Source organism: Streptomyces lanatus, assembly GCF_014655715.1.
Lineage (GTDB): Bacteria > Actinomycetota > Actinomycetes > Streptomycetales > Streptomycetaceae > Streptomyces > Streptomyces lanatus.
Genome location: NZ_BNBM01000010.1, coordinates 283010 through 297121, shown reverse-complemented (window position 1 = coordinate 297121; position 14112 = coordinate 283010). Strand labels below are relative to the sequence as shown.

Annotated in this window: 12 protein-coding genes; 9 read left to right on the top strand and 3 right to left on the bottom strand. The window is 70.7% G+C overall.

From position 1 onward, the window contains the following. Position 1: 1 nt before the first annotated feature. Positions 2-2329, bottom strand: coding sequence for a beta-xylosidase/alpha-l-arabinosidase (locus IE325_RS26485; protein WP_190072558.1), 2328 nt, complete (start codon positions 2327-2329; stop codon positions 2-4). A 139-nt stretch (positions 2330-2468) separates the two neighbouring features. Between IE325_RS26485 and IE325_RS26480 the strand changes: the two genes are divergently transcribed. From IE325_RS26480 to IE325_RS26460, 5 genes are all read left to right on the top strand, one after another. Next, complete coding sequence (locus IE325_RS26480; protein WP_190072557.1) at positions 2469-3584, top strand: LacI family DNA-binding transcriptional regulator; 1116 nt, start codon at positions 2469-2471, stop codon at positions 3582-3584. 100 nt (positions 3585-3684) lie between these two features. Beyond that, a complete protein-coding gene (locus IE325_RS26475) occupies positions 3685-5040 on the top strand; it encodes a glycoside hydrolase family 10 protein (RefSeq protein ID WP_190072556.1) in 1356 nt (451 codons plus the stop codon). Between the two features lie 86 nt (positions 5041-5126). Next, entirely contained in the window at positions 5127-6188 is a 1062-nt protein-coding gene (locus IE325_RS26470) for an LCP family protein (RefSeq protein ID WP_229912044.1), read from the top strand. 110 nt (positions 6189-6298) lie between these two features. Continuing rightward, positions 6299-6652 carry a YciI family protein gene (locus tag IE325_RS26465; protein ID WP_190072555.1) on the top strand — a complete coding sequence of 118 codons (354 nt, stop codon included), beginning with the start codon at positions 6299-6301 and terminating at the stop codon, positions 6650-6652. A 46-nt stretch (positions 6653-6698) separates the two neighbouring features. Further along, on the top strand, positions 6699-7976 hold the full coding sequence (locus IE325_RS26460; protein ID WP_190072554.1) for an RNA polymerase sigma factor: 1278 nt from the start codon (positions 6699-6701) through the stop codon (positions 7974-7976). A gap of 3 nt (positions 7977-7979) precedes the next feature. Here the strand turns inward: IE325_RS26460 and IE325_RS26455 are convergent, their stop codons facing one another. Continuing rightward, positions 7980-9170 carry a class I SAM-dependent methyltransferase gene (locus IE325_RS26455; protein WP_190072553.1) on the bottom strand — a complete coding sequence of 397 codons (1191 nt, stop codon included), beginning with the start codon at positions 9168-9170 and terminating at the stop codon, positions 7980-7982. 90 nt (positions 9171-9260) lie between these two features. Between IE325_RS26455 and IE325_RS26450 the strand changes: the two genes are divergently transcribed. From IE325_RS26450 to groL, 4 genes are all read left to right on the top strand, one after another. After that, positions 9261-10277, top strand: a complete 1017-nt coding sequence (locus tag IE325_RS26450; protein WP_190072552.1) for a polysaccharide deacetylase family protein — start codon at positions 9261-9263, stop codon at positions 10275-10277. Next, positions 10274-11074 (top strand): polysaccharide deacetylase family protein, encoded by an 801-nt coding sequence (locus tag IE325_RS26445; protein ID WP_190072551.1) that lies wholly within the window; start codon positions 10274-10276, stop codon positions 11072-11074. The genes IE325_RS26450 and IE325_RS26445 overlap by 4 nt, the downstream gene beginning before the upstream one ends. A gap of 190 nt (positions 11075-11264) precedes the next feature. After that, the gene (gene groES / locus IE325_RS26440; protein WP_190072550.1) at positions 11265-11573 is read left to right on the top strand and encodes a co-chaperone GroES; all 309 of its coding nucleotides are present in this window, start codon (positions 11265-11267) and stop codon (positions 11571-11573) included. A gap of 116 nt (positions 11574-11689) precedes the next feature. Next, positions 11690-13318 (top strand): chaperonin GroEL, encoded by a 1629-nt coding sequence (gene groL / locus IE325_RS26435; RefSeq protein ID WP_190072549.1) that lies wholly within the window; start codon positions 11690-11692, stop codon positions 13316-13318. Between the two features lie 70 nt (positions 13319-13388). On the opposite strand, the gene IE325_RS26430 is transcribed toward groL, so the two are convergent. Then, positions 13389-14081 (bottom strand): ester cyclase, encoded by a 693-nt coding sequence (locus IE325_RS26430; protein WP_190072548.1) that lies wholly within the window; start codon positions 14079-14081, stop codon positions 13389-13391. Positions 14082-14112 lie beyond the last annotated feature (31 nt).

Below are 14112 nucleotides of genomic sequence, written 5' to 3'. Positions count from 1 at the left end.
GTCAGCCCGACGACGCCCGCACCTCCGACTCGCACCGCAGTCGCCGGTCCACGCCCAACTCCCGTACAGCACCGGTGAGTTCCAGCCGCGCGGCGTGCCGTACGTCCGCGCTGGACGCGCCCAACCGCAGCTCCAGCACCCCGGGTTCGACCACCTTCCGCCCCGAGCGGTCCGTGAACCCCGACAGGTCCGCATGGAAGCGGAACGTCACCTGTCGCGCCTCGCCCGCTTCCAGCTCCACCCGCTGATAGCCGATCAGGCGGACGTCCGGCCGGGTCACCGACGCCACCGGGTCGTGCAGGTACAGCTGGACGACCTCCGCGCCCGCCCGCTCGCCCGTGTTGCGGACGGTGAGGGAGAGGTCGTACGTGCCCTCTGTCGTGATCTTCGGTGCCGTGCCCTGGAAGTCGGTCCAGGTGAACTTCGTGTACGACCGCCCGTGGCCGAATGCGTACAACGGCGTCGGGTCCAGATTGCTGACCTCGCCCGCCAGGCCCAGCGGCGGCTGAAGGTACGTCCATGGCTGGCCGCCCGGCACCCGCGGCACGCTCACCGGTAGTCGGCCCGACGGGTTCACGCGGCCCGACAGCACTCCCGCCACCGCCGGGCCGCCCTCCTCGCCGGGGAAGAACGCCTGAACGGCCGCCGCCAGCCGTCCCTGCCAGCGGCCCAGGGCGTAGGGGCGGCCGGTCAGCAACACCAGGACCACCGGGACGCCCGTCGCCACCAGCGCGTCCAGCAGGTCGGCCTGGGCGCCGGGCAGGCGGAGGTCCGTGACGTCGCAGCCCTCGCCCGAGGTGCCACGGCCGAACAGGCCCGCACGGTCGCCCAGTACCGCCAGGCAGACGTCCGCCTCCGACGCCCGAGCCACCGCCTCATCGAAGCCGGACGTGTCGGGGTCCAGGACGTCGCAGCCCTCCGCGAAGGTCACCTTGGCGTCGGGGAGTTCGGCGCGCAGGGACTCCAGGATCGTGGGGATCTCGATGCCCATCGGCACCTCTGGGTGGTGCGTGAGGACGTGGGACGGGAAGGAGTAGCAGCCGAGCATCGCCAGGGCGTCCGCCGCGCGCGGGCCCACCACGGCGATGCGGGCGTCGGGGGGCAGGGGAAGCGTGTCGGCCTGGTTGTCCAGCAGCACCACCGACTCCTCGGCCACCCTGCGGGCCAGCACGCGGTTCGCCGGGGAGTCCAGGTCGATCCGAGACCCGGTCGGCGGCTCCGGGGTCCAGTCCTCGTCCAGGAGGCCCAGTTCGCACTTCTGGCGCAGGACTCGGCTGGTCGCCCGGTCCACCAGGTCCTCCGGGATCTCGCCTGCCCGGACGGCTTCGACCAGCGGTTTTCCGTAGCACTTGATGGTGGGGAGCTCTACGTCGATGCCCGCCGCCAGTGCCACATGCGCCGCCTGTGCCGGGCTGCCCGCCACCCGGTGCAGGGTCTCCAGGAAGCCGATGCCGAAGTAGTCGGCGACCACCGTGCCCGTGAAACCCCACTCCGTGCGCAGGAGTTCGGTCAGCAGGGCCGGGTCCGCCGACGCCGGTACCCCGTCCGTCTCGTTGTACGCCGCCATCACCGACCGCGCCCCGCCCTCGCGCAGCGCCATCTCGAAGGGAGGCAGCGTCACGTCCGCGAGCTCCCGGACACCGGCCCGTACCGGTGCCAGGTTCCGTGCGCCCGCCGAGGACGCGTACCCGGCGAAGTGCTTGAGCGTCGCGATGACGCCGGCCGACTCCAGGCCCCGTACGTACGCCGTGCCGATCGTGCCGGTCAGGTACGGGTCCTCGCCGATGGTCTCCTCGACGCGGCCCCAGCGCGGATCGCGTACGACGTCCAGGACGGGGGCCAGGCCCTGGTGGATGCCGGCCGAGCGCAGGTCCTCGCCGATGCGGTGGGCCATCTCCTCGATGAGCCCGGGGTCGAAGGTGGCTCCCCAGGCCAGCGGGACCGGGTAGGCCGTGGCCTGCCACGCCGTGAAGCCCGCCAGGCACTCCTCATGGGCCACTGCCGGGATGCCGAAGCGGCCCGCCTCCGCGATACGGCGCTGGGCGCGGGCCAGTGCCTGCGCGCCCAGCGCCGGGTCGACGGGGGCGGTGCCGAAGGAGCGGGTGAGCTGGCCGAGGCCGAGGGTGATCAGCTCGTTCCAGTCGTAGTCGGCGGTCATGTCGTGCTGGTGCGGGGCGACTCCGTCGGTCCGTGCCTCGCCCTCCGTGGCGGCGCCCACCCATACGCCGTACAGCTGGGCGGTCTTCTCCTCCAAGGTCATCCGGGAGAGGAGGTCGTCGACGCGGGCGGCGGCGGGCAGGGAGGGGTCGCGCCAGGGGGCGGTGGTCATGAAACTCCTGTCGGAAGCTCCTGTCGGGGCGATGGCCCACTCGACTCGCGAATGTTTCGTTGTTCACCTCGAATGTTCCGGAACCTAGGTGTGGTGAGAAGGGTTCGTCAAGAGGTCGCGCAGGGATACGATCGCCGCCATGACTGCCCGTGAACCCGCTGAAACCCGGACGTCGCCGGGTGAAACCCGGAAGACACAGTCGGAAACCCGGACGACCACGACTACGGCGCCGACGGCCGGCCGGTCCACCCAGACCGCGACGCTCGCCGAGATCGCCCGCGAGGCCGGTGTTTCGGCGCCGACTGTTTCGAAGGTCCTGAACGGACGTGCCGATGTCGCCCCGGCCACCCGCAGCCGGGTCGAGGAACTGCTGCGCGCCCACGGCTACCGCCGACGGCGGGCCGAGGCCAGCCGTTCGCCCCTGATCGACCTGGTCTTCCACGAGCTGGAGAGCGCGTGGGCGATGGAGGTCATCCGGGGTGTGGAGAACGTCGCCCGGGACTCGGGGCTGAGTGTGGTGCTGAGCGAGAGCGCGGGGCGGCTGACCCCCGGGCGGACCTGGGCCGACCAGGTCGCCGCCCGGCGTCCGCACGGCGTGGTCCTCGTACTGTCCGGCCTCGACGAGTCCCAGCGCGCCCTGCTCACCAGCCGTTCGATCCCGTTCGTGGTGATGGACCCGGCGGGCGACCCGGGCGCCGACGTGCCGTCCATCGGCGCGACCAACTGGCAGGGCGGGCTCGCAGCCACCCGGCATCTGGTCGAGCTCGGCCACCGCAGGATCGGCGCGATCACCGGGCCGTCCCGGATGATGTGCAGCCGCGCCCGCATCGACGGCTATCGAGCGGCACTGGAGACGGCCGGGCTGCCGGTCGACCCCGGGCTGATCCGGCCCGGCGACTTCCATCACGAGACCGGGTACCGGCAGGGCCTCGAGCTGCTGCGCCGCCCGGACCGGCCGACCGCCGTCTTCGCCGGCAACGACCTCCAGGCGCTCGGGCTGTACGAGGCCGCGCGCGAGCTGGGGCTGCGGATCCCGGAGGACGTGAGCGTGGTCGGCTTCGACGATCTGCCGATCGCGCGCTGGGTGGGGCCGCCGCTGACGACCGTGCGGCAGCCGCTGACGGAGATGGCGGAGGCGGCGGCGAAGCTGGTGCTCGATCTGGCGCGGGAGGAGGGGGCGCCGGTGGCGACGCGGGTGGAGCTGGCGACGAGTCTGGTGGTGCGCAGCAGTACCGGGGTGCCTCCGGCGGTTTAGCGGGAGAGGGCTGTTGCTGTATTGACGGGTGTTGCGTGCCGCTTCACACTGCACCGAAGCCAGTCGGATGTTCGACCGAAACTTTCGGAGGCGCCCGCACATGAGAACGCTGAGATCTCTGAGAACCGGCTTATCCCTGGCTGTACTTGGCACCTGCGTGGCGGCGCTGTTCACCGCGCCCGCGGTGTACGCCGCCGACCCGCCGCTGCGCGACCTCGCCGCCGCCAAGGGCAAGGTCATGGGCACGGCCGTCACCGGATCCAAGCTCACCGGCACCTACGGCGACATCACGGCACGGGAGTTCAGCGCGCTGACCCCCGGCAACGCCATGAAATGGGGCTCGGTCGAGCCCACACGCGGCAGCTTCAACTGGGCCGAGGCCGACCAGATCGTCGCCTTCGCCGAGGCGCACGGCCAGCAGGTGCGCGGCCACACCCTGGTCTGGCACAGCCAGAACCCGGGATGGCTGACGAACGGCAACTGGACGCCGGCCGAGCTGGGCGGGCTGATGAACGACCACATCGCGCTCGAAGTCGGCCGTTACAAGGGCCGGCTGGCGACCTGGGACGTGGTGAACGAACCCTTCAATGAGGACGGCACCTACCGCCAGACCCTCTGGTACAACGGCCTCGGCGCCGACTACATCGCCCAGGCCCTGACCGCGGCCCGCACCGCCGACCCGAGCGCCAAGCTGTACATCAACGACTACAACGTCGAGGGCGTGAACGCGAAGAGCACCGCCCTGTACAACCTGGTCAAGTCGCTGAAGGAGCGGGGCGTACCGATCGACGGGGTGGGGCTCCAGGCCCACCTCATCCTCGGCCAGGTCCCGTCGAGCATGCAGCAGAACATCCAGCGGTTCGCCGATCTCGGCGTCGACGTGGCGATCACCGAGCTGGACATCCGTATGCAACTGCCCTCGGACAGAGCGAAGCTGACCCAGCAGGCCGCCGACTACAAGGCCGTCATGAACGCCTGCCTGGCCGTGTCCCGGTGCGCCGGAGTCACGGTCTGGGGCTTCACCGACTCCGACTCCTGGATTCCGTCCACCTTCCCGGGGCAGGGCGCGGCGACGCCGTACGACGAGAACTACGCGCCGAAACCGGCGTACCACGCGATCGCCGAGTCGCTGGGCGGCGGCACGACCACCCCGCCGCCCACGGACGCGTGCACGGCGGCCTACAGCGTCACCAGCGAGTGGAACACCGGCTTCACCGGGCAGGTCCGGGTCTCCTGCTCGGGCGCGGCACTGTCGTCCTGGAAGGTGGGCTGGACCTTCGGTGCCGGTCAGCGGATCACCCAGGCATGGAACGCGAGTTGTACACAGTCGGGGGCGGCTGTCATCTGTTCCAACGCCTCGTACAACGGGACAGTTCCCGACGGCGGTTCGGTGACCTTTGGGTTCAACGGGTCGTGGAGCGGGAGCAATCCGGTGCCCGTGGTGGCCCTGGGGTGAGGCGTCGGCCGGGAAGTCTGAGAATTTCCGAAGAAAAGCGGTTCCGGCGTCCTCGCCCGTAATGATTCGGACGTACGTTCCTGCCTGTGACGGGACTTGGCGAGAACGGACGGGACACGGACGGGGACGACGGCAGACACCCGGGCCGGCGGCCGACAGCGCTCAAGGCCGCCGGCCTCGTCCTCGCGGCCACCCTGGCCCTGGCCGTCGCCGCGGCGGGCTGGGTCTACTGGCATCTCAACGACAACATCAAGAGCGTCGACATCGACAGCGCGCTCGGCGACAACCGCCCGCCCAGGGCGATGACCACCCCGTCGCCCTCGGCATCCCCCCTGCCCACGGGCTCGCTCAACATCCTGGTCCTGGGCTCGGACTCGCGCGCCGGCGAGGAGAACCACGAGCTGGGCGGCGGCAGCGCCGGGGGCGGGGCCCGCTCGGACACCGCGATGGTGGTGCACATCGACGCCGGCCGCACCGGGGCGACGTTCGTCAGCATCCCGCGCGACACCCTGGTCACCCGCCCGTCCTGCCCGCTGCCGTCGGGCGGTTCGACCGGGGTGTCGTACAGCTCGATGTTCAACAGCGCGTACGCGGTCGGCGGCCCCGTGTGCGCGGTCAAGACCGTCGAGTCCATGACCGGCATCCGTATGGACCACTACATCGAGATCGACTTCTCCGGCTTCGCCCAGCTGGTCGACGCTCTCGGCGGCGTCACCGTCACGACGGACGAGGACATAGACGACGAGGACAGCCACCTCACCCTCGCCGCCGGCACCCACCACCTCGACGGCGAGCAGGCCCTCGCCCTGGCCCGCACCCGGCACGGCATCGGCGACGGCAGCGACCTGGGCCGCATAGGCCTCCAGCAGAAACTGGTGAAGGCCCTGCTGGACCAGGTCGCCGCCACGTCCCTCCTCACCGACCCCGCCCGGCTCTACCGGGTCGCCGACGCGATGACGGCCGGTCTGACCACCGACACCGGCCTGGACTCGCTGAGCGAGCTGATGGGCCTGGGCCGCAGCCTGCGGGGGCTGTCGGCGGAGGCGGTGCGGACGGTGACGCTGCCGGTGGTGCCTGCGGCGTCGGACCGCAACCGGGTGGTGGCCCAGGAGCCGGAGGCGGGGAAGCTGTGGGCGTCGTTGCGGTGAGGAAGAAGTCCGCGAAAAAAAACCGGGGCGCGTGTCGATCCGGCGGTCCGCCGTTCGACGCAGTGGTGAGAGGCCGGGAACGACCCGGTCGCCGAACCACAGGAGTCACCATGCCGCGCTATCTCTCCATGATCCGCGTAGACGAGTCCGCCGCCGCCCAGGGACCCAGCGAGGCGCTGATGCAGCGGATGGGCGAGCTGATCGAGGAGATGACGAAGGCGGGCGTCCTGCTCGACACCGCCGGACTGACCCCGACAGCCGAGGGCTCCCGGGTGCACTACGAGGGCGGGCAGCTGTCCGTGACCGACGGGCCGTTCACCGAGGCCAAGGAGGTCATCGGCGGCTATGCGCTGCTGCAGTGCAAGGACCGGGCCGAGGCGATCGAGTGGACCAAGCGGTTCCTCAAGATCCATGAGGAGCACTGGACCATGACCTGCGAGGTGCGGGAGATCGTGGCGGGCTGAGCCGGTTCCTTGGCTCCATCGCCGTACGGGTGTCTGATGGTGGGTTGTGGAACCACAGCCCACCGCCGACCCACGGCCCACCACCGACCCGCGCGGAACCGTCGAGACCGTCTTCCGGATCGAGTCCCCGCGCGTCATCGCCACCGTCACCCGCATCGTCCGCGACGTCGGCATCGCCGAGGAGCTCGCGCAGGACGCGCTGGTCGCCGCGCTGGAGCAGTGGCCCCGAGACGGTGTCCCGGACAACCCCGGGGCCTGGCTCATGGCCGCCGCCAAGCACCGTGCCGTGGACCTGGTCCGGCGTCGCGAGAACTACGCCCGCAAGCTCGCGGAGATCGGCCGCGACCTGGAGACGACGGCACCGCCGGAGGAGCCGTCCGACCCCGAGGACATCGACGACGACCTGCTCCGCCTGGTCTTCACCACCTGCCATCCGGTCCTGTCGCCGCAGGCCCGCATCGCCCTCACCCTGCGTCTCCTCGGCGGCCTCGCGACCCCGGAGATCGCCCGGGCCTTCCTCGTCCCGGAAGCCACGGTCGCCCAGCGCATCGTCCGAGCCAAGCGCACCCTCGCGACCAAGAACGTCGCCTTCGAGGTCCCGTACGGCCCCGACCGCGAGGCCCGCCTCGGCTCGGTCCTGGACGTCATCTACCTGATCTTCAACGAAGGTTACGCGGCGACGGCGGGCGACGACCTGCTGCGCCCGGCGCTGTGCGAGGACGCGCTGCGCCTGGCCCGCCTCCTCTCGGGCCTGATGCCGAAGGAGCCGGAGGTGCACGGCCTCGCCTCCCTCCTCGAGTTCCAGGCGTCCCGCACGGCCGCCCGCACCGGCCCGTCCGGCGAACAGGTGCTCCTGAAGGACCAGAACCGCAGCCGCTGGAATCGCATGCTCATCGCCCGCGGCATCACGGCCCTGTCCCGCGCGGACGCCACGGCCACGGGCGCCCCCGGCCCGTACGTCCTCCAGGCCGCGATCGCCGCCTGCCACGCGCACGCGTACACCTACGAGGAGACCGACTGGAAGGCCATCGCGACGCTGTACGGCCTCCTCGCCGCCCGAGCCCCTTCCCCGGTCGTCGAGTTGAACCGCGCGGTCGCCGTGTCGATGGCCGACGGCCCGGAGCCCGCCCTGGAGATCGTGGACGCGATCGCCGCCGAACCGGCCCTGCGGGACTACCACTTGCTGCCGAGCGTGCGCGGCGATCTACTGCTGCGTCTCGGCCGTACGGTGGAGGCGCGGGCGGAGTTCGAGCGCGCGGCGGGGCTGACCCGTAACGAGCGGGAGCGGGAGATGCTGCTCAAGAGGGCGGACGGGGCGATGTGATGACTACGCGGGCCGCCCGACCAGCATCGTCGGCGCCCCCGCCACCCGGGTCAGGAACACCGTCGACGACCCCGGCCCCTGCGGCTTGACCTTCTTCCGCAGCTCCTCCGGCTCGACGGCCGAGCCGCGCTTCTTGACGGTGAGGACACCCACCTCCCGCTGCCGAAGCAGCGCCTTCAACTTTTTGATGTTGAACGGGAGCTGATCGGTGATCTCGTACGCGCTGGCGTACGGCGTGTTGTGCAGTTCGTCGGCGGTGACGTAGGCGATGGTCGGGTCGATCAGTCCGCCCTCCAGCTCCTCGGCGACCTGGGCGACCAGGTGGGCGCGGATGACGGCGCCGTCCGGCTCGTACAAGTACCGCCCGACCGGACGGACCTCGGGGTCCGGGAGCATGGTGGCGGGGGTGACGTAGATGCCGGCCTCGGCGGGCAGCAGGGTCGCCCGCCGCGCGCCCGGCGTCTCGTTCGGGCCGAACCACAGCATGGCTTCCTTGACGTCCCCGCCGTCCGAGACCCACTCGGCCGTCGCCTCCTCGGGGATCGCCTCGTGCGGGATGCCGGGCGCGATCTTCAGCACGCCGAGCGGGGCGCTGCGCGCGGCGGAGACGGCCCAGGACAGGGGCGGGGAGTAGGCCTCCGGGTCGAAGATCCGGCCGCGCCTGGAGGAACGCCTGGCCGGGTCGACGAACACGGCGTCGTACCCGGCCGTGTCGACCTCCGTCACATCCGCCTCGCGCACCTCGATCAGGTCGGCGAGCCCGAGCGCCTCGGCGTTGGCGCGGGCCACCGCGCAGGTCAGCGGGTCCCGGTCGACGGCCAGTACCCGGATCCCGGCGCGGGCCATGGCGATCGCGTCGCCGCCGATCCCGCAGCACAGGTCGGCGACGGACCGCACCCCGAGCGCCTCGAAGCACTCGGCGCGATGCGTCGCCACGCTCGCCCGCGTCGACTGCTCCACCCCGTTCGGCGTGAAGAACATCCGCCCCGCGTCCGCCGCCCCGAACTTCGCCACCGCCCGCTGCCGCAGCCGCGCCTGCCCGAGGGCCGCCGACACCAGCTCGGCGGGGTGCTCGCGGCGCAGCCGGGTGGCGACGGCGAGTTCGTCGGCGGGGTCGGTGTCGCGGACCGTTTCGAGGAGGGCGCTGCCCTCGGCGGTGCGGAGGGCGGCGAATGCGGCGAGGTGGTCGTTCACCGGGTCATTGTCGGCCAGTCGGTGGATGGTTCGCGTCCTGCGGCGGTGTCGGCGCGGGTTCAGGTCGGGAGCCTGCCAGGATCCGGCTCCATGCGACTAGTAGTACAAAATGACAAAAGTCCCCGATATGGGGCAGTGGTCGTGGGGTGCCATCCTCCGACGGCCCGCTACGCGCGCGTGCACGGCGTCATCGCCGTACTCGCCGCGGCCGCCGTCACCTCCGGCTGTGCGCAGCCCGGGTCGGCGGGGGCCGCGAGCGGCTCCGGGGTCGGCGGCGGGCCCGAGGCCTCGGGCTCCACCTCGATCCGTCAGCCCCTGGAAGCACCGCCCCCGACGGCCACTCCGCAGCCACCGGGCAGGAAGTTCCAGTCGGCCCAGGAGGCCCGCACCGCCCGTATCGCCGCCGCCCGGCGCTGGCGCCTGGAGAGCGTCCCGCTCACGCCCCCGAAGCCCCCCGCCCAGAGGCCGAGGATCACCACCCGCGAGGGCTTCGAGGTCGACGGCCACGAGGAACTCGGCCTCCCGCCCGTCTTCACCACCGTCCCGACCAAACAGCGGGTCGTCTTCCTCACCATCGACGACGGCGCCGAGAAGGACCCGACGTTCCTGCGGATGATGGACGACTTGCAGGTGCCGTACACCGCCTTCCTCAGCAACTACCTGATCAAGGAGGACTACGGCTACTTCAAGCGGATGCAGGGCGCCGGAGTGGTCTTGAACAACCACACCCTGCACCACCCGTACCTCCCGGCCCTGTCCTACCGCCGCCAGCAGCACGAGATCTGCGGCATGCAGGAGGTCATCGAGGAGCACTACGGCAAGCGCCCGCTGCTCTTCCGGCCGCCCTTCGGCAACTACGACCGGGCCAGCCTGCGCGCCGCGAAGTCCTGCGGCATCAAGTACGTCCCGCTGTGGAACGAGGAGGTCTTCGTCGACCACTGGGAGTACCGCGAATGGGACCGGAAGATCCGACCGGGTGACATCGTGCTCACTCATTTCCGGGGCCGGGACGACTGGAAGGGCACAATGCCCGACATGATCCGCCGGTTCCTGAACAAGGTGACGTCCGAGGGGTACGCGGTGGCCCGGCTGGAGGACTACCTGTGAGGCCGACGCCGGGAGCGCGGGCGTTCGCGGCCGTGGTCCTGGCGTCCGCCCTTCTCACCGGCTGTGCGACCGGTCCGGCCGACCCGCGCGAGCAGCGGGCGCGGTCGGCGAAGAACCCGACGCACACGACCCAGCCGTACCGCCAGTGGGGCCTGACCGCCCCGCTGCCCGCGCCCCCGACCGTGCGCAGGTCGGCTCGCCCGGCGGGCGGCCTGCCGCCCGTCGTGCACCGGGTCGCCACCCGCCACAAGGTCGTCTTCCTCACCTACGACGACGGCGCCGAGAAGGACCCCCGCTTCGTCGACATGGTCCGTGAACTACGGCTGCCCGTCAGCATGTTCCTCACGGACAGCGTGGTCGGCCCGGGCTACGGCCACTTCGCCCGGCTGCGCGCGGTCGGCGCGTCGATCCAGAACCACACCCTCGACCACGCCGCCCTGCGCGGACTGCCGTACGCCGGGCAGCGCGCCGAGATCTGCGGCCAGCAGAACAAGCTCCGCGCCCGCTTCGGCATCCGCCCCCGGCTCTTCCGCCCGCCCTACGGGACGTACGACACCACGACGCTCCGCGCGGCGGCCGACTGCGGGGTGACGGCGGTCGTGCTGTGGCGCGCGGCGATGGAGGGCGACGGCGGGCTGACGTACGCCAAGGGACCGGCCCGGCTGCGGGCCGGTGACATCGTGTCCGTCCCCTCTGCCGAACCGGCCGGGCTGAGTCTGAAGGAGCGGACGACGCGGCTGCTGCGGGAGATCCAGCGGAGGGGGCTGACGGTGGCGCGTCTGGAGGACTACCTGTAGCGCCGCGGTGTAGTGAATTAGCAGTCCGCTTGACCGAGTGCTAATCGCGGTCATAGTCTCGGGTCTGGCACTCCCCACTGGAGAGTGCCAACTACGCGACGGGCAGGTCCGGCACCCGCGACGACGGATCCACCTGGTCGCCACCTCAGACAGTTAACCCCGTGAGATCTCCGAAGGGGGAGGTCGGATCGTGACGACCACCAGCTCCAAGGTTGCCATCAAGCCGCTTGAGGACCGCATCGTGGTCCAGCCGCTCGACGCCGAGCAGACCACCGCCTCTGGCCTGGTCATCCCGGACACCGCGAAGGAGAAGCCCCAGGAGGGCGTCATCCTCGCCGTGGGTCCGGGCCGCTTCGAGAACGGCGAGCGTCTGCCGCTCGACGTGAAGGTCGGCGACATCGTGCTGTACAGCAAGTACGGCGGCACCGAGGTGAAGTACAACGGCGAGGAGTACCTCGTCCTCTCGTCCCGCGACGTGCTCGCGATCATCGAGAAGTAAGCACCACCTCAGAGTTTCCAGCTGCGCCCCTGGCCCCCGCGACCACTTAAAGAAGCCGGGCGCCCGGGGCGCAGTGTCTTTTTTAACCCCCAGATTCCGAGAGGGCTCCCGCTGTCATGGCGAAGATCCTGAAGTTCGACGAGGACGCCCGTCGCGCCCTCGAGCGCGGCGTCAACAAGCTGGCCGACACGGTCAAGGTGACGATCGGCCCCAAGGGCCGCAATGTCGTCATCGACAAGAAGTTCGGCGCGCCCACCATCACCAACGACGGTGTCACCATCGCCCGCGAGGTCGAGGTCGAGGACCCGTACGAGAACCTCGGCGCCCAGCTGGTGAAGGAGGTGGCGACCAAGACCAACGACATCGCGGGTGACGGTACGACCACCGCCACCGTGCTCGCCCAGGCGCTGGTCCGCGAGGGCCTGAAGAACGTCGCCGCGGGTGCCTCCCCGGCCGCCCTGAAGAAGGGCATCGACGCGGCCGTCGCCGCTGTCTCCGAGGACCTGCTCGCGTCGGCCCGCCCGATCGAGGAGAAGTCCGACATCGCCGCCGTCGCCGCGCTGTCCGCCCAGGACCAGCAGGTCGGCGAGCTCATCGCCGAGGCGATGGACAAGGTCGGCAAGGACGGTGTCATCACCGTCGAGGAGTCCAACACCTTCGGCCTTGAGCTGGACTTCACCGAGGGCATGGCCTTCGACAAGGGCTACCTGTCGCCGTACATGGTGTCCGACCAGGAGCGTATGGAGGCCGTCCTCGACGACCCGTACATCCTGATCAACCAGGGCAAGATCGCCTCCATCGCGGACCTGCTGCCGCTGCTGGAGAAGGTCATCCAGGCCGGCTCCTCCAAGCCGCTGCTGATCATCGCCGAGGACGTCGAGGGCGAGGCCCTGTCGACCCTGGTCGTCAACAAGATCCGCGGCACCTTCAACGCGGTCGCGGTCAAGGCCCCCGGCTTCGGTGACCGCCGCAAGGCGATGCTCCAGGACATGGCGACCCTCACCGGTGCCACGGTCATCTCCGAGGAGGTCGGCCTCAAGCTCGACCAGGTCGGCCTGGACGTGCTGGGCTCCGCCCGCCGCATCACGGTCACCAAGGACGACACGACCATCGTGGACGGCGCCGGCAAGTCCGAGGACGTCCAGGGCCGTGTCGCCCAGATCAAGGCCGAGATCGAGAACACCGACTCCGACTGGGACCGCGAGAAGCTCCAGGAGCGCCTCGCGAAGCTGGCCGGCGGCGTGTGCGTGATCAAGGTCGGCGCCGCCACCGAGGTGGAGCTGAAGGAGAAGAAGCACCGTCTGGAGGACGCCATCTCCGCGACCCGCGCCGCGGTCGAGGAGGGCATCGTCTCCGGTGGTGGCTCGGCCCTCGTCCACGCCGCGAAGGTCCTCGAAGGCGGTCTGGGCAAGACCGGCGACGAGGCCACCGGTGTCGCCGTGGTCCGCCGCGCCGTCGTCGAGCCGCTGCGCTGGATCGCCGAGAACGCCGGCCTGGAGGGCTACGTCATCACCTCCAAGGTCGCCGAGCTCGACAAGGGCCAGGGCTTCAACGCCGCGACCGGCGAGTACGGCGACCTGGTCAAGGCCGGCGTCATCGACCCGGTCAAGGTCACCCGCTCCGCCCTGGAGAACGCCGCCTCCATCGCCTCCCTGCTCCTGACGACCGAGACCCTGGTCGTCGAGAAGAAGGAAGAGGAAGAGCCGGCGGCGGCCGGTGGCCACGGCCACGGGCACGCCCACTAGGCACTGAGGCACGCCTCACCCGAAGAAGCCCCCGCTGCCATGGCAGCGGGGGCTTCTCCCTTCGCGGGCGTCACTGACCGAGTACCCCGAGCTGCTCCAGCAACCCGGCCCGGTCGTACATCCAGTGTCCCTCGCAGATCCGGCCGTCCCGGAACCGCTGCCAGGTCATGCCCTGCATGGTCACGTCCTGCCCGGTCGCCGGGATCCCCAGGAACTCACCGGTGTGCCGGGCGCTCCATGTCCACCGCGTGCACACCTGGTCGTCCTGGGCCAGCTGGTCGTCGATCCGGAACGCGAAGTCGAAGGCGGCACGCCACCCGGCGTACTGCTCCCGGATCCCGGCGACACCGTGCACCGGCTCCGGATACGACGGGTCGTGATCCACGTAGTCATCGGTGAGATGCCCGCCGATGGCCTCCGGCGCCATCCTCCCCATGTCCTCGAAGAAGCTCCGCGCGGCCAGGCAGTTCAGCTGCTCGTCCCGCACGACGTCGAGATCGGTGAACGTCGGCGTCTCGTCGCAGAGCGCGACCATCTCCTGGAAGATCCGGTCGGTCTCGGGCAGGTTCGAGTTGCGCATCGCGTCCTCGTACGACGCGAACTCCACGATCTCGATGAAGTGCCCCGAGTCGGACCGGTCCTTCCCGATGATGTCGTGCGTCGCCGTCCGTTTCCCCCGGGTCTGCTCGACCCACCTGTCCATCAGCCGGTTCATCTCGTCGAAGCGGCTGGTCCTGCAATCGATGAGCTGCACGAAGGTCATGGCGTCGCCTCCCGGTGGGGCTGGACACAAC